Origin of the sequence: Dokdonia sp. (assembly GCF_039945015.1) — a bacterium.
Taxonomy (GTDB): domain Bacteria; phylum Bacteroidota; class Bacteroidia; order Flavobacteriales; family Flavobacteriaceae; genus Dokdonia.
Window position 1 is genome coordinate 1 of the sequence record NZ_JBDUXP010000003.1, and the last position, 26,229, is coordinate 26,229.

At 36.4% G+C, this 26,229-nt stretch carries 21 protein-coding genes and 1 tRNA gene; 8 read left to right on the forward strand and 14 right to left on the reverse strand.

Annotated elements, in window-relative coordinates; genetic code table 11:
• On the reverse strand, positions 1-3,374 hold a 3,374-nt coding region (locus ABJD27_RS01790; RefSeq protein ID WP_348201992.1), incomplete at its 3' end, for a hypothetical protein.
• A gap of 235 nt (positions 3,375-3,609) precedes the next feature.
• On the opposite strand from ABJD27_RS01790, the gene ABJD27_RS01795 reads away from it, so the two are divergent.
• Positions 3,610-3,682, forward strand: a tRNA-Gly gene (locus tag ABJD27_RS01795).
• A gap of 105 nt (positions 3,683-3,787) precedes the next feature.
• On the opposite strand, the gene pepE is transcribed toward ABJD27_RS01795, so the two are convergent.
• On the reverse strand, positions 3,788-4,492 hold the full coding sequence (gene pepE / locus ABJD27_RS01800) for a dipeptidase PepE (RefSeq protein WP_348166030.1): 705 nt from the start codon (positions 4,490-4,492) through the stop codon (positions 3,788-3,790).
• A gap of 152 nt (positions 4,493-4,644) precedes the next feature.
• On the opposite strand from pepE, the gene ABJD27_RS01805 reads away from it, so the two are divergent.
• The 7 genes from ABJD27_RS01805 (at position 4,645) to ABJD27_RS01835 (ending at position 11,869) form a co-directional block, all read left to right on the forward strand.
• Positions 4,645-5,442, forward strand: coding sequence for a hypothetical protein (locus ABJD27_RS01805; protein WP_348166033.1), 798 nt, complete (start codon positions 4,645-4,647; stop codon positions 5,440-5,442).
• Complete coding sequence (locus ABJD27_RS01810) at positions 5,435-6,220, forward strand: carboxypeptidase-like regulatory domain-containing protein (RefSeq protein WP_348166036.1); 786 nt, start codon at positions 5,435-5,437, stop codon at positions 6,218-6,220. Before ABJD27_RS01805 ends, ABJD27_RS01810 begins: the two co-directional genes overlap by 8 nt.
• 99 nt (positions 6,221-6,319) lie before the next feature.
• Entirely contained in the window at positions 6,320-6,826 is a 507-nt protein-coding gene (locus tag ABJD27_RS01815; RefSeq protein ID WP_348166039.1) for a DUF6702 family protein, read from the forward strand.
• A 58-nt stretch (positions 6,827-6,884) separates the two neighbouring features.
• Positions 6,885-9,176 (forward strand): M1 family metallopeptidase, encoded by a 2,292-nt coding sequence (locus ABJD27_RS01820; RefSeq protein WP_348166042.1) that lies wholly within the window; start codon positions 6,885-6,887, stop codon positions 9,174-9,176.
• A 136-nt stretch (positions 9,177-9,312) separates the two neighbouring features.
• Entirely contained in the window at positions 9,313-9,594 is a 282-nt protein-coding gene (locus ABJD27_RS01825; RefSeq protein ID WP_348166045.1) for a twin-arginine translocase TatA/TatE family subunit, read from the forward strand.
• Positions 9,594-10,136, forward strand: coding sequence for a phosphatase PAP2 family protein (locus tag ABJD27_RS01830; RefSeq protein ID WP_348166048.1), 543 nt, complete (start codon positions 9,594-9,596; stop codon positions 10,134-10,136). Before ABJD27_RS01825 ends, ABJD27_RS01830 begins: the two co-directional genes overlap by 1 nt.
• A 197-nt stretch (positions 10,137-10,333) precedes the next feature.
• Positions 10,334-11,869 (forward strand): S8 family serine peptidase, encoded by a 1,536-nt coding sequence (locus ABJD27_RS01835; RefSeq protein ID WP_348166050.1) that lies wholly within the window; start codon positions 10,334-10,336, stop codon positions 11,867-11,869.
• Between the two features lie 75 nt (positions 11,870-11,944).
• Here ABJD27_RS01835 and ABJD27_RS01840 read toward each other — a convergent pair whose 3' ends face one another.
• The 12 genes from ABJD27_RS01840 to ABJD27_RS01895 all read right to left on the reverse strand — a co-directional run bounded on the left by ABJD27_RS01840 (position 11,945) and on the right by ABJD27_RS01895 (position 26,109).
• Entirely contained in the window at positions 11,945-12,586 is a 642-nt protein-coding gene (locus tag ABJD27_RS01840; RefSeq protein WP_348166053.1) for an O-methyltransferase, read from the reverse strand.
• A 47-nt stretch (positions 12,587-12,633) separates the two neighbouring features.
• Positions 12,634-13,716, reverse strand: a complete 1,083-nt coding sequence (locus ABJD27_RS01845; RefSeq protein WP_348166056.1) for an amidohydrolase family protein — start codon at positions 13,714-13,716, stop codon at positions 12,634-12,636.
• Positions 13,717-13,789: 73 nt separating this feature from the next.
• Complete coding sequence (locus tag ABJD27_RS01850; protein WP_348166059.1) at positions 13,790-14,569, reverse strand: SDR family oxidoreductase; 780 nt, start codon at positions 14,567-14,569, stop codon at positions 13,790-13,792.
• A gap of 197 nt (positions 14,570-14,766) precedes the next feature.
• Positions 14,767-15,690, reverse strand: a complete 924-nt coding sequence (locus ABJD27_RS01855; protein WP_348166062.1) for a pyridoxamine 5'-phosphate oxidase family protein — start codon at positions 15,688-15,690, stop codon at positions 14,767-14,769.
• A 167-nt stretch (positions 15,691-15,857) separates the two neighbouring features.
• The gene (locus ABJD27_RS01860) at positions 15,858-17,318 is read right to left on the reverse strand and encodes an aldehyde dehydrogenase (RefSeq protein WP_348166065.1); all 1,461 of its coding nucleotides are present in this window, start codon (positions 17,316-17,318) and stop codon (positions 15,858-15,860) included.
• Between the two features lie 110 nt (positions 17,319-17,428).
• Entirely contained in the window at positions 17,429-20,788 is a 3,360-nt protein-coding gene (gene secA / locus ABJD27_RS01865) for a preprotein translocase subunit SecA (protein WP_348166068.1), read from the reverse strand.
• Between the two features lie 99 nt (positions 20,789-20,887).
• Positions 20,888-21,109, reverse strand: a complete 222-nt coding sequence (locus ABJD27_RS01870) for a DUF2795 domain-containing protein (protein ID WP_013751528.1) — start codon at positions 21,107-21,109, stop codon at positions 20,888-20,890.
• Positions 21,110-21,284: 175 nt separating this feature from the next.
• On the reverse strand, positions 21,285-21,860 hold the full coding sequence (locus ABJD27_RS01875) for a cob(I)yrinic acid a,c-diamide adenosyltransferase (RefSeq protein WP_348166071.1): 576 nt from the start codon (positions 21,858-21,860) through the stop codon (positions 21,285-21,287).
• 156 nt (positions 21,861-22,016) lie between these two features.
• Entirely contained in the window at positions 22,017-22,193 is a 177-nt protein-coding gene (locus tag ABJD27_RS01880) for a hypothetical protein (RefSeq protein ID WP_348166074.1), read from the reverse strand.
• Between the two features lie 169 nt (positions 22,194-22,362).
• Positions 22,363-23,049, reverse strand: a complete 687-nt coding sequence (locus ABJD27_RS01885; RefSeq protein WP_348166077.1) for an ABC transporter ATP-binding protein — start codon at positions 23,047-23,049, stop codon at positions 22,363-22,365.
• A gap of 362 nt (positions 23,050-23,411) precedes the next feature.
• The gene (locus tag ABJD27_RS01890; protein WP_348166080.1) at positions 23,412-23,999 is read right to left on the reverse strand and encodes a class I SAM-dependent methyltransferase; all 588 of its coding nucleotides are present in this window, start codon (positions 23,997-23,999) and stop codon (positions 23,412-23,414) included.
• Between the two features lie 196 nt (positions 24,000-24,195).
• Positions 24,196-26,109, reverse strand: coding sequence for an ABC-F family ATP-binding cassette domain-containing protein (locus tag ABJD27_RS01895; RefSeq protein WP_348166083.1), 1,914 nt, complete (start codon positions 26,107-26,109; stop codon positions 24,196-24,198).
• Between the last annotated feature and the right edge of the window lie 120 nt (positions 26,110-26,229).

Here is a 26,229-nt window from a genome sequence, read left to right on the forward strand (position 1 = left end):
TCAGCTCCATTTATTCCGTCAACACCATCAGCTCCGTTCGCACCATCATTTCCTGCAGGTCCTTGCGGTCCAGTATCACCTTGCGGTCCTTGTGCTCCGTCAGCTCCATTTATTCCGTCAACTCCATCTGCTCCGTTTGCACCATCGTTTCCTGCTGGTCCTTGTGGTCCAACATCACCTTGTGGTCCTTGTGCACCGTCGGCTCCATCAGTTCCATTTATTCCATCAGCACCATCAGCACCGTTCGCACCATCGTTTCCTGCAGGTCCTTGAGGTCCAATATCACCTTGTGGTCCTTGTGCGCCGTCGGCTCCATCCGTTCCATTTATTCCGTCAGTACCATCTGCTCCGTTGACTCCATCATTTCCAGCTGGCCCTTGCGGTCCAACATCACCTTGAGGTCCTTGTGCGCCATCGGCTCCATTAATTCCGTCAGTTCCATCAGCACCGTTTGCACCATCGTTTCCTGCTGGTCCTTGCGGTCCAACATCACCTTGTGGCCCTTGTGCACCGTCGGCTCCATCCGTTCCATTTATTCCGTCAGCTCCATCCGCACCATCAGCTCCGTTTGCACCATCGTTACCTGCTGGTCCTTGCGGTCCAGTATCACCTTGTGGTCCTTGTGCACCGTCGGCTCCATCAGTTCCATTTATTCCGTTAGCTCCATCAGCTCCGTTCGCACCATCGTTTCCTGCTGGTCCTTGCGGTCCAACATCACCTTGTGGTCCTTGTGCACCGTCGGCTCCATCCGTTCCATTTATTCCGTCAGTACCATCAGCTCCGTTCGCACCATCATTTCCTGCCGGTCCTTGCGGTCCAACATCACCTTGCGGTCCTTGTGCACCGTCGGCTCCATCGGTTCCATTTATTCCGTCAGTTCCATCAGCACCGTTTGCACCATCGTTTCCTGCTGGTCCTTGCGGTCCAACATCACCTTGTGGTCCTTGTGCACCGTCGGCTCCATTTATTCCGTCAGTTCCATCAGCTCCGTTTGCACCATCATTTCCTGCTGGTCCTTGCGGCCCAACATCACCTTGCGGTCCTTGTGCACCATCAGTTCCATTTATTCCGTCAGCACCATCAACTCCGTTCGCGCCATCATTTCCTGCAGGTCCTTGCGGTCCAACATCTCCTTGCGGTCCTTGTGCGCCGTCAGCTCCATCGGCTCCATTTATTCCGTTAGCTCCATCAGCACCGTTTGCACCATCGTTTCCTGCTGGTCCTTGCGGTCCAGTATCACCTTGTGGTCCTTGTACACCGTCAGCTCCATCGGTTCCATTTATTCCGTTAGCTCCATCAGCACCGTTTGCACCATCATTTCCTGCTGGTCCTTGTGGTCCAACATCACCTTGTGGTCCTTGTGCACCGTCAGCTCCATTTATTCCGTCAACACCATCAGCTCCGTTCGCACCATCATTTCCTGCAGGTCCTTGCGGTCCAGTATCACCTTGCGGTCCTTGTGCTCCGTCAGCTCCATTTATTCCGTTAGCTCCATCAGCTCCGTTCGCACCATCGTTTCCTGCTGGTCCTTGCGGTCCAACATCACCTTGTGGCCCTTGTGCTCCATCGGTTCCATTTATTCCGTCAGTACCATCTGCTCCGTTGGCTCCATCATTTCCTGCAGGTCCTTGTGGTCCAACATCACCTTGTGGTCCTTGTGCACCGTCGGCTCCATCAGTTCCATTTATTCCGTCAACACCATCAGCTCCGTTTATTCCGTCAGCACCGTTTGTACCATCGTTTCCTGCTGGTCCCTGTGGTCCAACATCACCTTGTGGTCCTTGTGCACCGTCGGCTCCATCAGTTCCATTTATTCCGTCAGTACCATCAGCACCGTTCGCACCATCATTTCCTGCCGGTCCTTGCGGTCCAACATCACCTTGCGGTCCAACATCACCTTGTGGTCCTTGTGCACCATCGGCTCCATTTATTCCATCAGTACCATCTGCTCCGTTGGCTCCATCATTTCCAGCTGGTCCTTGTGGTCCAACATCACCTTGTGGTCCTTGTGCGCCGTCGGCTCCATTTATTCCGTCAACACCATCAGCTCCGTTCGCACCATCGTTTCCTGCAGGTCCTTGAGGTCCAACATCACCTTGTGGTCCTTGTGCGCCGTCAGCTCCATCGGTTCCATTTATTCCGTCAGCACCATCAGTACCGTTCGCACCATCATTTCCAGCTGGTCCTTGTGGTCCAACATCACCTTGTGGTCCTTGTACACCGTCAGTTCCATTTATTCCGTCTACACCATCAGCACCGTTTGTACCATCGTTTCCTACTGGTCCTTGTGGTCCGACATCACCTTGTGGTCCTTGTGCACCGTCGGCTCCATCAGTTCCATTTATTCCGTCAGCACCATCAGCACCGTTCGCACCATTGTTCCCTGCAGGTCCTTGTGGTCCAACATCACCTTGTGGTCCTTGTGCACCGTCGGCTCCATTTATTCCGTCAGTTCCATCAGCACCGTTCGCACCATCATTTCCAGCTGGTCCTTGTGGTCCAACATCTCCTTGTGGTCCTTGTGCACCGTCGGCTCCATCCACTCCATTTATTCCGTCAATTCCATCAGTTCCGTTCGCACCATCGTTTCCTGCTGGTCCTTGTGGTCCAACATCACCTTGTGGTCCTTGTACACCGTCAGTTCCATTTATTCCGTCTACACCATCAGCACCGTTTGCACCATCGTTTCCTGCTGGTCCTTGCGGTCCAACATCACCTTGTGGCCCTTGTGCACCGTCAGCTCCATCGGTTCCATTTATTCCGTCAGCACCATCAGCACCGTTCGCACCATCATTTCCAGCTGGTCCCTGTGGTCCAACATCACCTTGTGGTCCTTCTGATGTGGGTAATATTATTGTACCACCTCCATTACTTAAGGTTAATTCTGTTCCATCTATAGAAAATGTTTGTAATTCGTTTGTGGGATCTGTATCAAGATCATTAGCAATAATTTCGTCTATAGCGTCTTGAACATTTGTTGCGTTTAGTCCAGAATTCGCATTATTGTATGGACTTGATGTCGCATTTGTATCTATAATGATTGTTTCTCCTAATATATTTGTAAATGTGTAGGTACCATCTTGATTATCTACTAGGGTAGGAGCATTATCAATATTACAAAGACTTGTCCAATTGATTCCGTTGTACTGAAAAACGCAATTTTCGTCAGTATTATACACCATAGCACCAGCAAGTGGAGTAATCACATTCATTTGAGTATTTGTTACCCGTGTAATCACAAGAACTTTAGAAGTGCTTTCTAGTTCTAGAAGAGAGTTGTTGTCTATGCTATTTGGATTGTTTCCAATTTTTATTTGAGCGATACTACTTATAGAGCTAAGTAATATCATAAATAAAATAATTTTTTTATTCATATGAGGTTTTGTATTACAGATATAATGGGGTTACCGTAAAAATGATTTTTATAAATATAATAATTGACTGAAAAGTAGGGTTTTATAAATTTTGAGATTCAAAAATATAGACGAAACGAATGTTTGTATCGATGAAATGCACTATTTTTATTAATATTAAAATAGGGAACTATCATTTTTAAAAATAAATTTTTTCAGTTTGATAAAAATGCATATTTTTGCCACCGCTTAACCAGCGGGAGTAGCTCAGCTGGTAGAGCGTCAGCCTTCCAAGCTGAATGTCGCCGGTTCGAACCCGGTCTCCCGCTCAAAAGGCTTTGTAAAATACAAAGCCTTTTTTTGTGCTTGAGTTTGAAAAAATTAAGATATATACTTTGTGGTAGGGTATTGGTTTTTTTCGCGAAAGCAAAAAATTAAAACTCTAAATAGCTACCCTGTTTGATTTCGTAAGGAGACTTGTCTTTTTTAAATATACGAGCAGTAGGGTTACCTTTGAGTTGTATAGTTTCACCTTGAACATGTAACCAACTTCCCTCTCGTAAACCAACAACAGGTAAGGTGTTATGCGCATGGAATTCTTTGATTCTAGTTTGACGCGTTTCTCCCATGTGGGTACTGTTTTCTATAGGGTCTAAATAGTGTGGATTAATATTAAAAGGGACAATACCTAATGTTTTGAAACTAGGAGGATATGTAATAGGCATATCGTTTGTAGTTTGCATAGTTAATCCACAGATATTGCTTCCAGCACTCGTTCCTAAATATGGGATTCCTTCATATATTCTTTTACGTAGTGTTGGCATCACATCTGTTTTGTATAATTGGTTTACTAAAACAAATGTATTGCCTCCACCTGTAAATATGCCTTTTGCATTTTCTACAGCTTGTATGGGATCATCGTATGTATGAATGCCTATAATCTCTTTATTAATTTTTTTAAATGCCTTGGCTACAATTTCTGTGTATCTCTCATGTGATATTCCTCCAGGTCTCGCATATGGGATAAATAAAATTTCTTGAGTTGAATCAAAAAGTATTTCTAATTCTGGTAATATATATTCTAAATAACCACTTCCGTGTATTGTAGATGTACTTGCAATAATCAGATTTTTAGACATGGACGATATTGGTTTGTATGTTGACTCCAAATGTGAAGTGATATCCTGTTAATTTTTAAAAGTAAGTATTGATCTTCAATTAACAAAAGTTTATAGGCGCATTAAGTTTTTCATGGCATACGAAAATGTTTCTTTGATATAACTAATGACGTATGCATAAACTACTACTCTTTTTTTCTTTATTATTAACCACTTCTGCCATAGGGCAAGGAGCTATTGTGCTTCGTGGTCAAATCCTTAATGATTCTATAGAAAAAGCTTCGCTTACTGTCGTTAATATTAGCTTAAAAAAAGGAGCTATAACAAATGAAGCTGGTATTTTTGAAATTTCGGTAAAAGTACAGGATACCATAAATATAAGTGCTGTACACTATGAGTCTAGACAATTTGTAGTTACACAGAAGATGTATGATAAAAGAGAGGTTTCTTTGTATCTAGTACCAAAGATTAATGTATTAGATGAAGTTAAAATAAGTAATATAGATCTTACTGGAAATTTACGGAGGGATATTTTAAATACACCTCTTAAAAAAGAGATTACTGCAGCAAGTATAGGGCTTCCAGTAAATGCGCATGCGCCTTTTACTCCTGAAGAACGAAGGTTATATAGTACTAGTGTAGGTGGAGCAGGAGCATTTGGAGCTTTGATTATGGCAATTAATGGTCAAGCAAAAATGTATAAGAGACATTTGAAGACGGCTCGTTTTCAAATAAAGGTAGAGAAAGCTAGAGAAAAGTTTTCCGACTCACTTTATATGAAATCTCTTAATATTCCTGAAGAACTCATTGAAGATTTTGTATATTTTGTTTTTGAAGAAAAAAAGAAAGAAGGAAGTGAGGATGACAAAAATGCCATAGAATTATTAGATTATATGCTTACTAAATCAAAAAAGTATTTACATTTAAAAGAAAAAGAAGGAGTATTAAAAAAGAATATAAAAAATGAATAAAATCTTAGGCTGTTTTGTGTGTTGTTTTTTGATGTTGAGTTCAATAACGTATGCTCAAAAATCAATACAATTGGAAGGGCAAATACTTAATGATACTATTGATAGAGCACAACTTACAGTGGTTAATATTTCTTTGAAAGCAGGAACTACTACAGATGCGAATGGTTTTTTTAGAATCAAAGCTAGAGTAAATGATACGATCAATATAAGTGCTGTTCAATACGAGTCTAGACAATTTGTCGTAAACCAAACGATGTATAATCGTAAAAGAATTTCTTTATATCTCATTCCTAAGATTACAGAGTTGGATAATGTAAATATTAGTAATATAGATCTTACTGGGAATTTAAATAAAGATATTAGGGGAACGCAATTTAAAAAAGAAGTTACTGCTGGGCAATTAGGCATTCCAGAAAATACAGCTCCAAAACGTACCATAGAAGAACGAAGGTATCATACTGCGATTTCTAGCTCTGGAGGAATTCCTTTAGATGGACTTATTAATTCTATTACTGGAAGGCTTAAAATGCTTAAAAAACATATTGAAGTATCTCGTTTTCAAAAAATTGTACAAGAAAGTAGATATCGTATTTCGGATACTATTTATATGAAAAACTTGAATATACCCGAAGATCTTATAGAAGATTTCGTGTACTATGTGTTTGAAGATAAAGATGCAAAAGCCTTTGTAGATACTGATAATGCTTTGGGTCTTTTTGAATTTATGATGGAGAAATCAAAAGGATATCTTGAATTAAAGGAGCGAGAAAAAGAATAATGGCATATTTTTTGAAAAATGCTATGATATACAAATCATATTATATTACAATTTTATTTTAAGAGTACGCTTTCGCGAAAGCGTAATTAATATTGACTAATGAAAAAACGACACCTTCTTATTGCAGTAACATCCATTTTTGTGTTTATGTCTTTTACAATGCATAAATATTATCTTAGTGTTACAGATATTACCTATGATGAAGAAGCTGCTTCATTACAAATTATTACACGTGTTTTTTATGATGACTTAGAAGATGTTTTGAGAGAACGTTATGATGAAAAGATCATTGTAGATGCGACTGCAGATCAAAAAAAACTAGATACGTATATAAAGAAATACCTTACTCGTAAAATGAAAATTTCCATTAATGGAGAGGAAGGAGTACTTACTTATTTAGGTAAAGAGTATGAAGATGATTATGTTGTTTGTTATATAGAAGTGACAGAGATATCATCTTTACAAACCATTGAAATTGAGAATACCATACTCATGGATGCGTTTTCTGAACAAAAGAATATGGTACACACAAATATTCTAGGCAAAAAGAAAAGTCTTTTACTTATAGACGGTAATGCTAAAGCTGTGTTAAATTTTTCAGAATAGATTCCTAAAAAACTCGAGGTTTGGCTATTTTAGGGGCTTAATTTAATTATACTATACTATGATTCGTTTTAAGTACGCGCTATGCGCGATATTATTCTTATCTGTATCCTTAGGGTATGCTCAAGAGGAAGAGCGTGAAGGAGGACATGAGAATGGAAATAAATTTAGACAACTCTACAATGAAATGTCTACTCCTAATTCTTATCGTACAGCTTCTGGAGCTCCAGGACATGAGTACTACCAGAATGAGGCAGATTATAAAATGGATATCCAACTTGATGATGCGAAGCAACGTATTACAGGATATGAGACAATCACGTATAAAAATAATTCGCCAGATGATCTTGAATACTTATGGGTACAATTAGATCAAAATGTACGTGCAAGTGATTCTCCTGCAAAAGAGAAAAATGGAGGAGGCGTAGGAGCTGTAAGTCAGCCAGGAACTTTTGTGTCTAGTTATATGTCAGAACCTTTTGATGGAGGGTTTAATGTAAATCAAGTAACAGCAAATGGTAAACCTTTAAAGCACACGGTTAATTTTACAATGATGCGTGTAGATATGCCAACGGCGTTAAAATCAGGAGAGTCTTTTGAATTTTCTATCCAATGGGATTATAATATTCCTAATCATACAATAAATAGAGCTCGCTCTGGATATGAAATTTATAATGATGGTAATAATGGATATATTATTGCACAGTTTTTTCCAAGAATGGCTGTTTACAATGATGTAGAAGGATGGCAAAATTATCAATTTTGGGGGAATGGAGAATTTGCATTACCATTTGGAGATTACGAAGTAAATATTACAGTACCTGCAGATCATTTACTAGATGGTACAGGAGAGATTACAAACTTAAAAGACGTTTACAGCAAAGAAGAGTATAAGCGTTGGGAAAGAGCAAAAAAGTCATATGATGCACCAGTAATTATTCGTACGCAAGCAGAGGCAGAACAAATAGCAACTGGAAATTCAACAAAAACAAAGACTTGGAAACTAGAAGCTCAAAATGTGCGTGATTTTGCTTTTACATCATCACGTAGATATATTATGGATGCACAAGCTGTTCGTTTTCCAGAACGTGATGTGATGGCAATTTCTATATATCCACCAGAAGGTAATCCATTATGGGAAGAGTATTCTACAAAGGCAATAGTACAAACATTAGAAACGTATTCTAAATTTACATTTGATTATCCATATCCAAAGGCAATTTCAGTACATGCTAAAGGTCAAGGAATGGAATACCCTATGATATGTTGGAATTATGGACGTCCAAATGAGGATGGAACGTATAGTGATCGTACAAAGTATGGGATGATTTCTGTAATTATACATGAAGTAGGACATAACTATTTCCCTATGATTGTAAATAGTGATGAGCGTCAGTGGGGATGGATGGATGAAGGATTAGATACTTTTATGCAATATCTTACAGAGCAAGAATTTGGAGAAAACTTTCCAAATGCAATAGGTAACAATAAAGCATATCCATCTCGAAGAGGTGCACCTTCTAAAATTGTAAATTATATGAAGGGGAATCAAGATTTTATTTCTCCAATTATGTCTAACCCTGAGAATGTATACCAACTTGGTAATAATGCTTATGGTAAACCTGCAACAGCACTTAATATCTTAAGAGAGACTATTATGGGACCTGAGTTATTTGATCATGCTTTCAAAACATATTCTCAAAGATGGATGTTTAAGCATCCCACACCAGAAGATTTCTTTAGAACTATGGAAGATGCATCAGCTGTAGACCTTGATTGGTACTGGAGAGGATGGTTTTATAGTACAGAGCATGTCGATATAGGAGTAAAAGAAGTAAAATCATATTATATTACTGATAAAGTAACAAAAGAAGGAAAGGAAATGCTTGCTCGTTTTGGAGTAACAGACCCTAGTACCATCGAAGCTATTTATGTAGTAGATGAAGATAGTGAAGATTTTGATCCTGCTCTTAAAGGAAAATCTATGATGGAAAACTCGCCAACTCTTAAGGAATACTTAATGGATAATTTTACTCCAGAGGAGCGTGCAAAGATTAATGAGCCTAAGCATTTATATAAAATCGTTTTTGAGAAGCCAGGAGGAATCCCAATGCCGATTATAGTAGAATATGAATATGCAGACGGAACAAAAGATAAAGTAACTTATCCAGCGCAAGTCTGGCGTAAGAATGATAGTGAAGTTAGTAAAGCGATCGCTTCGGATAAAGAGATTGTAAAAGTTACGATAGATCCAGATCTAGAAACTGCAGATATCGATACAGATAATAACAGCTGGCCTAAAGCAAAAAAACTTGGCAAGTTTCAAAAGTTTAAAGAGAATGTAAAAGGATAATATATTCATTACATTATACCTAAAATGTGTATCAAAAAATAGCCAACTATTATAGTTGGCTATTTTTTTGGTAGATTCCTTAAAAACAGAAAACAATATATAAGGTACAACAAACAACAATTCCTATCTTTGCATTATGGTTACACTTCCATTATTTATAAGCGGTACTGAGATTGCCTTCATTATTTTTATAGTGATTATGGTTTTTGGTGCAGATAAAGTGCCTGAGATAGCTAGAGGTCTTGGTAAAGGAATGCGCACTTTAAAAGATGCAACTAATGATATTAAAAGTGAGATTACCAAAAGCGCCGAAAAACAAGGTATTGATATTGATGTGACAAAAGACATCAAGAAAGAAATAGATAAGGCAAAAGAAGACCTCAATGATATTACAGGACCTATTAAACGACAGTTTTAATGGATCAAATTATCGAATGGGATAAAGAACTCTTTCTATACCTTAATGGATTAAATACTGGAAATTGGGATACGTTCTGGTTGCTAGTGACACGTATAGAAAATTGGATTCCATTATATGTGATTTTCTTTATTTTATTTTGGAAAACGCTTTCGCGAAAGCGTGCCCTACTAGCTACCCTTTTTACATTTATCTTAACGGGATGCACGCTAGCAATAACTACCATTGTAAAGAATACTGTAACAAGACTTCGACCTAGTAATACGCCAGAACTTGATGGTTTAGTAAGGGTATTACAAAACAATACTGATTTTAGTTTTTTCTCAGGACACTCGGCAGTCTCATTTGCAATTACAGTTTTTATCGTTCTTGTTTTAAAATCTCATACTAAATGGATTTGGCTCCTTTTTATATGGCCATTACTATTTGCCATAAGTAGAGTTTTTGTAGGAGTACATTACCCCGGAGATTTAGTAATAGGCGCGATTGTAGGAACATTACTTGGAATGACCGCTTGGAAACTACTACGTAATCGATTCTAGACTTTTCTTTTTATAATAAAATGTAGGTAAACTATGGTGATCTATACAGATTTTGCATTAGGTACTTCGTAAGTTTTAGTGTGTATTTATGTGTAATTGTAAATTTATTGGCAATTTTTTTACAAAATTAATACTATGCGTGCATAATGATTATGATTTTTTAGTATATTAGAAGCGAACTAATTAACCAAAGAAACATGAAAAAAACACTGACCTTTTTAGCAGGGATAATAGTACTTGCTTTTACTTCTTGTACAAACGATGAAGTCATTACATCTACAATTATTGAAGAAAACGCATTACTTACAGAACAAGAGTCTGATGCATTCTTAACGATTGAAGAGATAAATACTATTATAGATCAATCACTTTATAAAAATGGCACATTTTCTTGGGACGAAGTAGCTGCAAATGTACTTTGGAGTGCAGCTGTACATGGAAGTGAGATGATTACAGTAGGTTATGGTAGTAAAGGTGAAAGTTTTAGAGAAGGAAAGGACAGTCGTCTTGAAGGAATACAAAATGAGATTATTGCTACAGTAGCTGCTTCAGAAGGACAAACTAGAAAAGAATTAAAATACCTTAGTGATGATATTCTTAATGTAATAGATCTTCGGATTACTACACTTGAATCTATACGAGATTTAAAAGCAATGCCAAATGTGAGATACCTTGAACCTAATGGGTATTCTTTCTTTACAATACAGTCACAATCTGGAGCAGAAGTACAAAACCGTTCTTCAAGTGGTTGCGATATGTCAGGATCTACATTAAATACAAATGATTATAGAACAATCGCTCCAGGAGCTTTAGTATCTTGGACTTTTGATAATCATAATATTACTCAAGCATGGGGAGAAAGTACAGGAGCAGGTGCAACTATAGGTGTAATTGATACAGGAATTTCTCCTAATCAACCATTACTAAATGCTGATTTTGGAGATGGAATGTCTATTAATAATCGTACTGTAGAGAAGTATGGAACTTATATAGATTCAGTTTGGTGGTGGTCTAATAACCTAGATGGACCCAATGATAAATGTGGACATGGAACTAGTATGACTGCTACTGCTACCGCGCCTCGAAATAATAACAATAGACCTGTAGGTGTAGCCTATGATGCAAATTTAGTTTCCTATAGAGGAACTGCAGATGTTTTATTGAATGACTACCATGAGCGTAAAGGAGTATCTAATGCATTAAGAGCTTTAGGTGATAGAAATGATGTACAAATTATTTCCATGTCTGTAGGATATCTTTGGACAATAGGAAACGTTAGAGATGCGGTACGGTATGCTCATAATAGAGGGAAGTTAATTTTTGCAGCCGGTGGAACATCGACAACAATAACAAACGCATACCCAGTAATATTTCCAGCAAGTATGTCTGAAGCGATTGCTGTAACTGGAGTGACAGATTCTAATAATTATACGAGATGTGATACGTGTCATAGTGGTCCACAAATCGAATTTACAATTATGATGGAGCGTGATAATAATCGAGACAGAACAGCAGCAGTTTTAGGATTTAACTCAGGCGATAATGATTATGTAGGAGGATCTTCTGTGGCTACAGCTACGACGGCTGGAATTGCTGCCTTAGTATGGGCAAAATACCCTAATTGGAGTAGAACGCAAGTACTTAATAGAATGAGACAATCATCTGATTTCTATGGAAATAAAAGTAATACGTTTGGTTATGGTAATATAGATGCTTTACAAGCAGTTCAATAATACATTTTGTTCCTAACCTAATTATGAAAGAGCCTTACAATTTTGTAAGGCTCTTTCTATTTGTTATCTATAAGATTAAAGTACCCTACTTACTGTTAAGCCATCTCTAATGGGAAGTAGTACCGTTTCTAGTCTTATATCTTCATTAAGAAGTTTGTTGTATTCTAGAAGTGTCTTTGTGTCTATGTCTTTTTCTTGTAATGGTTCTACGACTTTTCCGCTCCAGAGAACATTATCAGAAAGTATGATGCCATTTGGATTCATTTTGTCAATAATTGCATGAAAATAGTTGATATAATTGCTTTTATCTGCATCTATAAAAACAAGATCAAACCTTATATCTAGATTAGGAATAATGTCTAATGCAAGTCCCAAATGTTGTTGTATGTTTTTTGCATACGGGGAAGCATCAAAATGCTTCTTTTGAAAATCAACAAGTTCTTCTTTTATATCAATAGTATGTAGAATGCCATCTTCGTGTACTCCTTCGGCAAGGCATAAAGCACTATAACCGGTAAAAGTTCCAATCTCGAGGATAGCTTTGGGTCTTATCAATTTTGAAATCATACTTAATACACGTCCTTGGTATGGGCCAGAAAGCATACGAGGTTGTAATATTTTTTGATAAGTTTCGCGAGTAAGATTATAGAGGTACTCAGGTTCTTGAGCAGAATGCGCAACAACATATTCGTCTATATTTTCTGGTAAGAAATGCATATTGTTATTTATGTGGGTATAATTTTAGAAAGAGTAACCAGCTTCTGTTATTTCCCCATGATTCTTTTCTTAAAAGCTTCTTTCTTTTTTTCATCGTTTCCATACAACCATTGTACTACATTGTCATCCCATATCTGATCGTATTCTGTAGCATTTATGATTTCTCGTTCTAAAGCGAGATCAAGTATCTTACCAGGATAGCTACTTTGAGAGTCACTCTCCATCTCTCCTAAAGGATATGGGTCATCAAGTCCCATCAATACCTGACTGCTTCCTTGATTTTCTATAACTAATTTTAAGGAGTTTGTATCGTGTACTAGTGTGTCAAAAAAGATGTTAGGATGTCCTACAGATTTTCTAGGATGTGACTTCCCTTCAAAAAGATCTGGACGTCCATCAAATCCTTGAATACGCCTTCCCAAATTTATTTGAGCTAGTTGTCCTCCATGTGCAAAACAAACACGCATACCAGGGTATTTATCTGCATATCCATTTAAGGTTAAAAAATGATACGCGTCTGCACATTGTGCTAGCATCCATATTAAATGGAAACGCCAATTCGTATTTTCTAATTTTATAAATTTTTCTCCATCATATGGATGAATTTCTACGGCGAGATTATACTTGCTAGCTAGTTCAAAGATGGGTTCATTTTCTTCATCAAAAATACAACGCCAAGTTCCAATAGTATCCATGTAGTGTGTAGGAAGGCATAGTAAATCCATACCAAGCACTTCGACACAACGTTCTATTTCCCACAATGCACCACGCACAAATCCTGGATGCACTACAAATCCTGTTGTAAATTTTGATGGATGCTCTTTTTGAACACGAGCGTTAAAATCATTTTGAAATTTTAAAGCTTGCTTCATCTCTTCTAAACGTAGTCCATTACCGTAAAGTTGAGAAAGGTTAAGTACTACTGCATGATCTACATTATTACGTTCCATCCACTCTAATTTCTCATGTAAGAAGAAACTAGAATCTGTCACAGGGCGACTCCAGTTTTTTTGTAACATAAATTTTCGGTCTTTGTCAACCCAAAAAATGCCTTTGTCTTTCATGAATTGAGGAATCTCTTCCGGATAGGGAAGTAAGTGTGAATGTCCGTTAATACGTAGTTTTTTCATATATGTTTTCTACAATTGTAGAAATGATGTTAGTTAGTTTATAAAAATACAAAATGTAAAGACAAGAAGTGTTTTAAAGAGACTTTGTACGTCCTCCATCTACGGGTACATTGATTCCATTAATATAGCTTGCTTTTTCACTTGCCAAAAATGTAATGGCACTCGCTACTTCTTCTGGTTGAGCAAAGCGTTTTGCAGGGGAAGCATTTTGCATAAGTGCTTGAATTTCTTCTATAGTTTTTCCTGTTTTTTTAGCTTTATTTTCTATGATTTCAGAAAGTCGACCTGTAGCGGTAGCGCCAGGAAGTACATTATTTACTGTAATTCCAAAAGAGCCTAACTCATTTGCCAGTGTTTTGCTCCAGTTTGCAACGGCTCCACGTATTGTGTTACTTACACCAAGACCGTCTAGAGGCTGTTTTACTGATGTGGAGATTACATTTATAATTCTTCCATATCCAAGCTCTTTCATTCCAGGAATAACAGTCTGGACGAGAAGATGATTGGTTTGTAAATGTTGTGTAAACGCTTTCGCGAAAGCGGTAACATCTGCATCCACTATAGCACCTCCAGGAGGTCCTCCAGTATTATTTATAAGAATATGATATAAGTTTTTAATTTCTGAAACAGCTTGAGCTACTTGTTGAGGGTTTGTAAAATCAGCAATAACATAACTATGTGTTTGTGATCCATCATTTGGAAGTTCAGATAGAACGCTTTTTAGTTTGTCTTCACTACGAGCAACTAATGTTACATGCGCTCCTTCTTGAGCAAGTATCATAGCTGTTGCTTTTCCAATTCCAGCAGTGCTTCCGCAAACTAATGCATTTTTATGGGTAAGATGTAAATTCATATATAACAGTATAATAAGATTTGTACACTAAACGAGTATACTACATTTTATAAATGTAAAGGTATATGAATCTTTAATTGAAATAAAACTATATTTTAAAGAGTCTAATAAAATTATATATGAGTCAATTATTTAAACAAAAATAAGTTAATCTATATACGGATATATTCAAGCCTTATGACCTTTTAATATGTGATTTATGGATTAAAAGGAGAGTACTGTATGAAATCCCATTTTGCTTGATGATGTTGTTTGGTGTGAATCCATTGTTCTGGTGTAAAAAGCCAAAATCTTCCTGTATCTCCCGTTTTTTTCATGTCGTTTGAGGTAGTTTGATCAAAGAGAATTTTTCCTTTACCACTGAGTTGTAGTGTAGCACCTGTCTCAAAATCGACAAAGAGTAAACCTGTATTTGGGTTTTCATATATATTTCCTAGGCTATTAAACATATTGTTGCCATAATAATCTGGAATTTTAAAAGTACCATCAGACAGGATTTCTACAAAACCAGGATTACCTCCTCTGTGGGAAGCGTCTGCACGACCATCTAGACTACGTGTAGCAATGTAAAATGTGTCAGCTTTGCGTATCCAGTCTTTTTCTTTTGCCCCCAAAACATCATCCTTAAAAATAGTTTGAGTTGACTCAGGAAGATTTTTTATTTCTAATAGTTTTCTAGCTTGTATATATTTTGGACAATTTCCATAGGCTTCTACTACTTTAATACGAATACTATCTTCTGAGACTTCAGTAACAATACCATTGACTCTGTAACGAATACGTTGTGAGGGGTCTTTAAACATAATGCCTATTTCAGGGCGCTCTGTAATATTTTTAAAAAAAATGTCTGAAGCTGTACTTTGAATTTTGGAACGATGAAAACATACTTCGTGCATATGTGGTACTTCTATAAAACCTACTTCTCCTATTAATAGTGATGACCAGAGTTGCCCTTTTGCATCAGTACTTCCTACAAACGCCATAGGCAACCCTTGGATATAAGGGAAAAGGCCAGGTGTTATTCTATTTTTTATAGCTAGTCGAGCTACTCGGGCTCCTTCTTTTTCTACACCTGCTAATCGTTGAACTGTTTTTTCGCCTTCATTTAAAATATCTTCCATACTATTTTTTATATAGAGTAAGTCGAAATATTATTCAAAATTATATGCGGAAAATAACTTTAGGTGATTTTTTTAATATACTTGGTAAGTAAGAAATAGACTGATGTAAATAAATCAATGGGTTTTCTTTTTTTCAGAATATCTATGATGTGTTTCTATTATTTTTACTATGTGTATTTTATACAAATGTTTTTTGGTTCTGTAAAAAAACGCAATGCTTCAAAACCACCTTCGCGTCCTACACCACTAGCTTTTACACCTCCAAAAGGAGTTCGTAAATCACGCATCATCCAAGTGTTTACCCAAACAATTCCAGCTTGTAATGTATTACTTAGTCGCATTGTTCTGTTTAAGTCTTTTGTCCAAAGTGTTGCAGAAAGGCCATAGGTTACATCATTTGCAAATGATAAGGCATCCTCTTCGGTGTCAAATGGCATGATCGTTACAACAGGCCCAAAAATTTCTTCTTGGTTTAATTTGCAAGAATTACTTTGTACTTCTATGACAGTAGGTTCTAAATAATAACCATCTTCAGACCCTTCTATAGTAACTTGATTTCCTCCGCAAAGTATAGTACCTCCTTCATCTGGTGCTTGAGCTATATAGGATTGTACTTTTTCTAGGTGAGATTTGGAAACTAATGCTCCTAAGTTTGCTTTCGCGGAAGCGGGATGTGCTACAATAAGATCCTTAACACGTGCTACAAAATCTCTTTTGAATGTGTCATAGATCGTTCTCTCTACAAAAATGCGACTCCCACAAAGGCATATTTGTCCTTGATTTGCAAACGAAGAACGCACGGTTGTATTAAGCATAAGGTCATAATCACAATCGGCAAAAATGAGGTTAGGATTTTTTCCACCTAATTCTAAAGAAAGTTTTTTAAATTTTGGAGCACAAGTTCTAGCAATATGTTCTCCAGTTTTTGTGCCTCCTGTAAAGCTAATGGCTTTGATATCTTTATGTTCTAAAATTGCTTGCCCAGTTGTCGTTCCTAAACCGTGAATAATATTTAAAACTCCAGGTGGTAGTCCAGCTTCTGTACAGATTTCTCCCAGAAGATAGGCAGTCATGGGTGTCACTTCTGATGGTTTTGCAACGACACAATTACCAGCAGCAATCGCTGGAGCGATTTTCCAAGTAAATAAATATAACGGAAGGTTCCAAGGACTTATACAACCTACAATTCCAATAGGTTTGCGTAGCGTAAAATTAATAGCATTATGTCCTACACTCTCGTGACTTTCTGATGCAAATTGGGTAATGGCATTTCCAAAAAACCTAAAGTTGGATGCAGCTCTAGGGATATCTACGCTTTTTGCAAGGCTTATAGGTTTTCCATTATCTCTACTCTCTGCTTCGGCGAGTTCTTGAAGTCGAGATTCTATACCGTCTGCAATCTTTAATAAGATACGACTTCGTTCGTCAATAGTTGTTTGTGACCAAGAGGGGAATGCCGCTTTCGCGAAAGCTACCGCCTCCTGAATATCTTGCGCATTACTATTAGGTATTTTCCCGTATATCTTTCCAGAGGCAGGTTCATAATTGTCAATCCAAGCATTAGATTGTGGATTTTTATATGCTCCGTTACTGTAGTTTTGAATCTGTATAGTGTCGTTTGTATTCATCGACGGTTAAATTACAAATTATACATCAGAGATTGAAAAAGAATGGTAGAATAAAAAACGGCGAACTTTTCAGTTCGCCGTTTTTTATTTGTAAATACGTTATAGGTTTTTTATTCTTCAACAAGTACCCATTGTCCTTTGGCAATGAGAGGTTCTGCTTGTTTGTATTTTACCTCTTTGTTTTCTCCACTCATTACATTTTTAATAGTAACGCGATCATTACGGCCTATTTTTGGACGATCTCGCACTATTGTTTCTGTAACTTGCTGTTGAGGTTGTGTATTTCCAGCAGCTCTTGATTGGGCAGAACGCTCATCCATATTTGGAATTTCTTCTTTTGAAGTTTCCAAATTTTCTTTAGGACGACGTGTTTGTCCTGCGTCTGATACTTGTTGCTGATTTCCTTGAGGGATTTCTCCTTTAAATAAGAATGAAATAACTTCCTTGTTTACTTTATCTATTCTAGCTTTAAAAAGTTCAAATGCTTCAAACTTATAAATTAATAAAGGATCTTTTTGCTCGTGTACAGCAAGTTGTACACTTTGCTTTAACTCATCCATTTTACGTAGATGTGTTTTCCATGCATCATCAATAATCGCTAGTGTAATATTTTTTTCAAAATCAGTAACTAGTTGCTTTCCTCCAGAGTCGTATGCTTCTTTCAGATTTGTAATTACGCGTAATTCTTTAGTCCCGTCTGTAAATGGAACGACTATGCGCTCAAAGTTACTAGCAGGGTCTTCGTATACACGTTGTATAATTGGCATTGCAAGATCTGCATTGCGTGTCATTTTGTCTTTATAATGATCAAATGCTGCATGATAAACCTTGTCTGTTAATACTTTTGAAGAAAGACTTCCAAAATCGGCTTCAGAGACAGGGCTACTCATTGAGAAGTAACGAATCAACTCAAACTCGAAGTTTTTATAGTCCTGTGCTTGCTTATTAGACTCTACAATAACTTCAGAGGTATCATAGATCATGTTTGCAAGATCTACGCGTAAACGCTCTCCGTGTAATGCGTGACGACGACGTTTATATACTACTTCACGTTGCGCATTCATCACATCATCATATTCTAGTAATCGCTTACGAACACCAAAATTGTTTTCTTCTACTTTCTTCTGAGCACGCTCTATCGATTTTGAAATCATACCGTGTTGGATAACTTCACCTTCTTTAAGACCCATACGGTCCATCATTTTTGCGATACGTTCACTTCCAAAAAGGCGCATTAAGTTATCTTCTAGAGATACATAAAATTGCGAACTTCCTGGATCTCCTTGACGTCCAGAACGACCACGTAACTGTCTATCTACACGACGAGAATCATGACGTTCTGTACCTACAATAGCAAGACCTCCTGCAGCTTTTACTTCATCAGAAAGTTTAATATCGGTACCACGACCGGCCATGTTTGTTGCAATGGTTACAATACCTGCATTTCCAGCTTCGGCTACAATATCTGCTTCTTTTTTGTGAAGTTTTGCATTCAGTACGTTATGAGGAACTTTACGTATGGTAAGCATACGGCTTAATAGTTCAGAAATCTCTACAGAAGTTGTTCCTATAAGTACAGGTCTTCCAGCATTAGAAAGTTCTGTTACTTCTTCTATAACGGCATTGTACTTCTCACGTTTTGTTTTATAAACAAGATCATCTCTGTCTTTACGAGCGATGGGTCTGTTAGTCGGAATTTCTATTACATCAAGTTTATAGATTTCCCATAATTCACCCGCTTCTGTTACCGCTGTACCTGTCATACCAGATAATTTACGATACATACGGAAGTAGTTTTGTAATGTTACGGTAGCAAAAGTTTGAGTAGCATCTTCAATTTTTACATTTTCCTTTGCTTCAATCGCTTGGTGTAGTCCATCACTATAACGACGACCGTCCATGATACGTCCAGTCTGCTCATCTACAATCATTACTTTATTCTCCATCACAACATATTCTGTATCTTTTTCAAAAAGCGTGTACGCTTTAAGTAATTGATTCATAGTGTGGATTCGTTCAGATTTTACACTAAACTCACGGAAAAGCTCTTCTTTTTCTTCTGCTTCATTTTCAGGAGTCAATCCTTTTTCTTCAATCTTAGAAATTTCTATACCCATTTCTGGCATCACAAAGAAATTAGGATCATCAGATCCAGATAAATATTCTATACCGCGATCTGCAAGTTCAATTTGATTATTCTTTTCATCAATTGTAAAGAATAATTCTTCATCGATTTTTGGCATCTCACGATTGTTATCTTGCATGTAGAAGTTTTCTGTCTTTTGTAATAATAGACGTATTCCTTCTTCACTTAGATATTTGATAAGTGCTTTGTTTTTTGGAAGACCACGATATACACGTAATAGTTGTATACCTCCTTCTTTAGTATCGCCAGAGGCGATTAGTTTTTTTGCTTCAGCAAGTGTACCTACTAATTGTTGACGTTGTAATGAAACAAGTTTTTCAATTTGAGGTTTTAATGCGTCAAATTCATGGATATCTCCTTTAGGAACAGGTCCAGAAATAATTAAAGGTGTACGAGCATCATCTACAAGTACAGAATCTACTTCATCTACGATAGCATAATTATGAGGACGTTGTACAAGATCGCCAGGAGCATGGGCCATATTATCACGTAAATAATCAAAACCAAACTCATTGTTTGTTCCATACGTAATATCTGCAGCATATGCAGCACGACGCTCAGGGCTGTTTGGTCTGTGATAATCAATACAGTCTATCGTAAGGCCGTGAAATTGAAATATAGGTGCCATCCAAGCACTATCACGCTTTGCTAAGTAGTCGTTTACAGTAACAAGGTGTACACCATTTCCAGTAAGAGCATTCAGATATACTGGTAAGGTCGCAACGAGTGTTTTACCTTCTCCAGTTTGCATCTCAGCAATTTTTCCTTGGTGCATTGCAACTCCTCCAATAAGTTGTACATCATAATGGATCATGTCCCAAGTAACTTGTTTTCCTGCGGCGTCCCAACTATTTGACCAGATTGCTTTATCGCCTTCTAATGTTATGTAGTCTTTAGAACCACTTAATGTGCGATCATACTCTGAAGCAGTTACTTCTAGTGTTGCATTATTTGTAAAACGTTTTGCAGTTTCCTTAACAACAGCAAATGCTTCTGGAAGAATATCACTTAACGTTTTTTCAGATACTGTATAAGCTTCGTCTTTTAATGCATCTATTTGCGTATATATTTCTTCACGATGATCTATATCTTCTGTGGCCTCTGCCTCAGATTGTAGATTTGCCATTCTATCATGTACATCTTGTAAAGAATCTGCAAGTTGTTTTTTGAAGTTTATTGTTTTTGCGCGTAACTCATCTAGAGAAATATTTTCTAAATTTTTCTCAAATGACTTTATTTTGTCTACGATAGGTGTAATGACGCTTACGTCTTGCTTAGACTTATCGCCTACAAACATCTTTAATACGTTATCTAATAATCCCATAATGTATGTCGGTGTTATATGTATTTTACAAACATCAAATTTACTCAAAAAAAAAGCCTCTGAGCGAGACTTTTTATAGTGTTTTAACGTAATGTTTTATTAATATTCATCTTCGTTCCAGAGATAATCCTCATCAGAGGGATAATCTGGCCAAATCTCTTCGATTGAATCGTAAGAATCTCCTTCGTCTTCAATTGCTTGTAGATTTTCAACTACTTCCAGAGGTGCTCCTGTTCTAATCGCGTAATCGATCAATTCATCTTTTGTTGCCGGCCAAGGTGCATCACTTAAGTACGAAGCTAGTTCTAAAGTCCAGTACATAGTAAAATATGTTTTTAAATTTTGTGCAAAAATAATTTTTCTAAGCAGAAAACCAAGTGAAATGACGATTATTTCAAAATAAATTTAAGAACGTGTGTATCAGAGGCATTGCGAAACTTTTTATTATTGGTACTTTTTAGTGTCGTTTTGCGTAATTTTTTAGCAGGGCATTCTCTTATTCTATTTTTTTCGGGATCCATTTGATCTCGTCTGCTTGTAGATCGTGGGACAACTTCCGTGCCAGCACAAAAAGATAGTCAGATAGTCGGTTAAGATACTTTAAAGTGTATTCGTCAAATGGCTCTATATCAAAGAGTGCCGTTGCTAAACGCTCTGCTCTTCTACATACACAGCGTGCAATGTGACAATATGACACTGTAGTGTGACCGCCAGGAAGAACAAAATGAGTCATAGGAGGTAAATGATCATTCATACTGTCCATCTCTGTTTCTAGAAGTGTGATGTCTTCTTCATCTACACGAGGAATATTTAAACGATCTTTTCCATTTTTTAAGGTCATTTTTTCTGGGTCTGTTGCAAGTACAGCACCTACTGTAAAGAGCCTATCTTGAATATGAACTAAAATTTCTTTACTTCTAGGATCAATATCCTGGTCACGTATCAATCCTATATGTGAATTTAACTCATCTATGGTTCCGTAACTATCTATACGTATGTGATGTTTAGGAACACGAGTTCCTCCAAAAAGTGCTGTTGTTCCTTTATCTCCAGTTTTTGTATATATCTTCATGTGAGGTGATCCTTTTTTGTGATCTGTACTAGTGTCGCTATCATTTATTATTTTTATTATCCTCCCAGTCTTTTATTTCTTTCTTAGCGCTACGTATATTCCTAATTAAAAATATAGCGCCTATTGCCATTGCTATTACAGCTCCAAACATCTTTTTTACTCTTTGGTTTTTTTCTTTGCATTATAATTATCCTTAAAGTTACGTCGTTTGCGGTGGTATAATTTATCCTTATTTTTTTTATTATTAAAAAAGACGAGTATAAATAAAATGGCAAGACCTATAAAAACAACAAAGATTTGAGTGGTATTGGATAGTGAGTCAAAAAATTCCATATAGCTATATTCTATGTGATGAAGATACTGCCATAAGGGACAAATTACAAATATGGATTCTTAAAATGTGAGATATTTTATCTATTATAATTTGTAAGAATGTTACGCAGAGAGATATCGCTTTCGCGAAAGCAAAAACAAATAAAAATTAAAATAGATGCTGTATCATTTACCTATTACGTACGTCACTTTCTATGATTCCATCACGTAAACGTATCACACGATGTGCGTGTTCTGCAATTTCTTCTTCGTGTGTTACTAGAATCACAGTATTACCAGCAGCGTGGATTTCATCAAATAGAGCCATGATTTCTACAGAAGTTTTTGAATCTAAATTTCCTGTAGGCTCATCGGCAAGTATGATAGAAGGTTTATTAACTAAAGCTCTTCCTACAGCAACACGTTGGCGTTGCCCTCCAGAAAGTTGATTAGGTTTATGATCCATACGATCTGCTAGACCTACATCTGTGAGAACTTCTTCAGCTCGTTTATGACGATCTGATTTTGAACTTCCTGCATAAACCATAGGTAATGCAACATTGTCTAGTGCTGTAGTACGAGGAAGTAAATTAAAAGTTTGGAAAACAAAACCTATCTCGGTGTTACGTACATCTGCTAGCTCATCATCAGACATACTACTTACGTCACGATTATTAAGAATGTATGTGCCAGAAGTAGGAGTGTCAAGGCATCCCAAAAGATTCATTAGTGTAGATTTTCCAGAACCAGAAGGTCCCATAAATGCTACATATTCTCCTTTATCTATATCAAGATCAATACCTTTAAGTACGTGTACAATTTCGTTTCCTAATGGAAAATCTCTAATAATATCTCGAATTTTAATCAAATTACCCATATGTGATTGATGCAAGGTTATGTAAAAATAACGCTGTTTGGTTTGCTATTAGAAGACTAAAGTAAGGGATTGTTACACGTTTTGGTAGAATATTTTTTGTTTTAAGAAAAAATTATAGGGTGAGATTTTTTTAATAACAGAACAGTAGGGGTGTACGCGGTATCTGAAAAGCAAATAGAGTAGGAGAAAAATAAACGTTTAATTATGAAAAAAAATACATTATTAAAAAAATATGCACCAATACTGTTTATATGTACTTGGGTAGTAATTTCATTTGGGCAGTCACAAATTAAAATGTCTCCAAACCTTGAAAGGTTAGGGGTGTCTCATCCAGATTTAGGTGATGGGCTTTTTATGTTCGTTTATATAGTACTATAAAAATGTTCTTTCTTTTGTTCTCTTCTAAAGAAAACAAATCCTAACCAGAAACAATCTATCGTAGCAGTGACCTCAGGTAGTTCTTTTATATGTTCCCATGCTTCTGTCATTTCTGGAGACCAATGTATGTCATCAAAAATCCATAAGGTATTATTGGTTACTGTTGGAAGTAAAGATTGTACATATGCAAGCGTTGCTTTTTTAGAATGATTGCCATCAAAATAAATGAGGTCAAAATTTTGGGATGCAAACTTCTTTATGTTTTTATCAAATTCACCTACCTTGATATACGCATTTGTGATATTAAAATTTTGTAATTGTTTAGTGGCAATTCCTGTTGTTTCTGGGCACCCCTCTAGACTTATGATTTTTGCTGTTGATTCTATAGATAATGCTACTGTTCCCATGCCTAAAGAAGTACCTATTTCTAATGTATTTTCTGGATTAAAATAATTAGATATACGATGTAGAAGTTGCATGCGTTTTTGAGTAGCTCCTGCATACCGTGCAATATCTTTAATGCGTCTTTGATTGGAAGTAAATACCCGAGATCCGGCTCCGAAATCTGTCACAGTAATAGATACTTGATTTTGTAGTAATTTTTTTTTGTATGTCTTTAAAACATTGTATACAGGTAATTTCTTCTTGTTTTTTAAACACTCTTTTCTAAAAGTAAAAACAAAGGGGGAGTGTATCCCGTTAAGATAAAAGGTTTTGGGAAGCCATTTTAAATATGTGATTACTTGGTAAAACAAAAGTGTTGTATTGTTATTCTTCCATCTTTGCAGAAAGTTCAAACCATCGTTCTTCTTTGGTTTCTATATCCTTAATAATTTTTTGCAAAACGGTCGATGCTTCTGTGATTTGGTCTTGAGTTAAGTCAGGATTAAGAAACTCTTTTTCTTTTTCTATTTTATCTCGTTCTAGTTGTGCAATTTCACGTTCGAGTTTGGTATGTTCTTTTTGCTCTGAATAGGATAGTTTTCCAGTATGTTGTTTTTCTTTCCAGGATTTAGTTTCTGAAGACGGCAGATTTTCTGAAGCATTAGCAATCACCTTTTGATTGGCAATTTTAGTTGCTGAATCTGTATGATTGAAACTCACATTACCTTCATAGGTGCGATAGTCAGAATAGTTTCCAGGGAAACCATCAATAATTGCATCGCCTTTAAAAACAAAAAGGTGATCTACAATCTTATCCATAAAGTAACGGTCGTGAGAAACTACAACCAAGCAGCCTGGGAAATCAAGTAAGAAATTTTCAAGGACATTAAGAGTGACTACATCTAGATCATTTGTTGGTTCATCAAGAATCAAAAAATTTGGGTTTTGAATGAAGACAGTACATAAGTATAAACGTCTACGTTCGCCACCACTAAGTTTTTCTACAAAATCATATTGTTTTTTTGGATCAAAAAGAAAACGTTCTAGGAGTTGCCCTGCTGAAATTATACGTCCTTTTTTAAGAGGAATAAAATCTCCGAATTCTTTAATAACATCAATTACTTTTTGACCAGGTTTAATATCAATTCCTTTCTGAGTATAATATCCAAACTTTACAGTATCCCCTACAATTACTTTACCAGCGTCAGGAAGTAAAGCGCCTGTCATAATATTAAGAAATGTAGATTTACCAGTTCCATTTTTTCCTATAACTCCGATACGTTCTCCAGTTTTAAAAACATATTCAAACTGGTTTAGTATTTTTAAATCTCCAAACGCTTTACTCACTTTGTGAAATTCAAGAATTTTACTTCCTAAGCGTTCCATATTGATTTCTAACTGTACCTTGTGATCATTTCGTCGTTGGCTAGCTTTTTCTTTGATTTTATGAAAATCATCAATACGTGATTTTGACTTTGTAGTACGTGCTTTAGGTTGACGACGCATCCATTCAAGCTCTTTTTTATAGAGCAATTTTGATTTTGCCAATTCAATAGATTCATTAGCCAGACGCATTTCTTTGTTTTCAAGATAATATGCATAATTACCTCTATAACTATGTAATTTTCCTTGATCAAGTTCTATAATTTCATTACATACATTTTCTAAAAAGTATCGATCATGCGTTACCATAAAAATGGTAAGGTTTTCTTTTTTAAAATATTCTTCTAACCATTCGATCATTTCAAGGTCTAAATGGTTAGTAGGTTCATCAAGAATAACTAAATCTGGTTTACTTAGAAGAAGAGATGCTAGTGCGAGGCGTTTTTTCTGTCCACCACTTAAGAGCGCTACTTTTCTATCTAGGTCGTGTAATTTTAGTTTTGATAATATTTGTTTGTATTGCGTTTCAAAATCCCAAGCTTGCATAGCATCCATAGCTTCAAATGCTTGTTGATAGGCATCTTCATCTTCAGGATTAAGCAATGCTTTTTCATATGCAGCAATTGTTTTAATAATCTGATTGTCTCCAGTATATATGGTTTCTTCTACAGTGAGTGTGGGAGATAAATTTGGTTCTTGTGGTAAATAGGATATCGTAATTCCTTTACGAGACACTACTTGTCCATTATCTGTAGCTTCTAGGCCAGCTATAATTTGTAGCATAGAAGTTTTTCCTGTACCATTTTTTGCTACAAATCCTATTTTTTGATCTTTATTAATACCAAAAGAGATGTCTTTAAATAAAGTAAGTTCACCAAATGATTTTGATATATTTTCTACAGAAAGGTAATTCAATGCGTGTAATTTTGAAGTTTGAAATGAAAGATAAGGTTCAAGTAATACCTTTTTTCTATATAAGAAATTAGCATATTGAGTGCTAAAATACTTATTCTATAACTAGTATGGTAAAAAAAT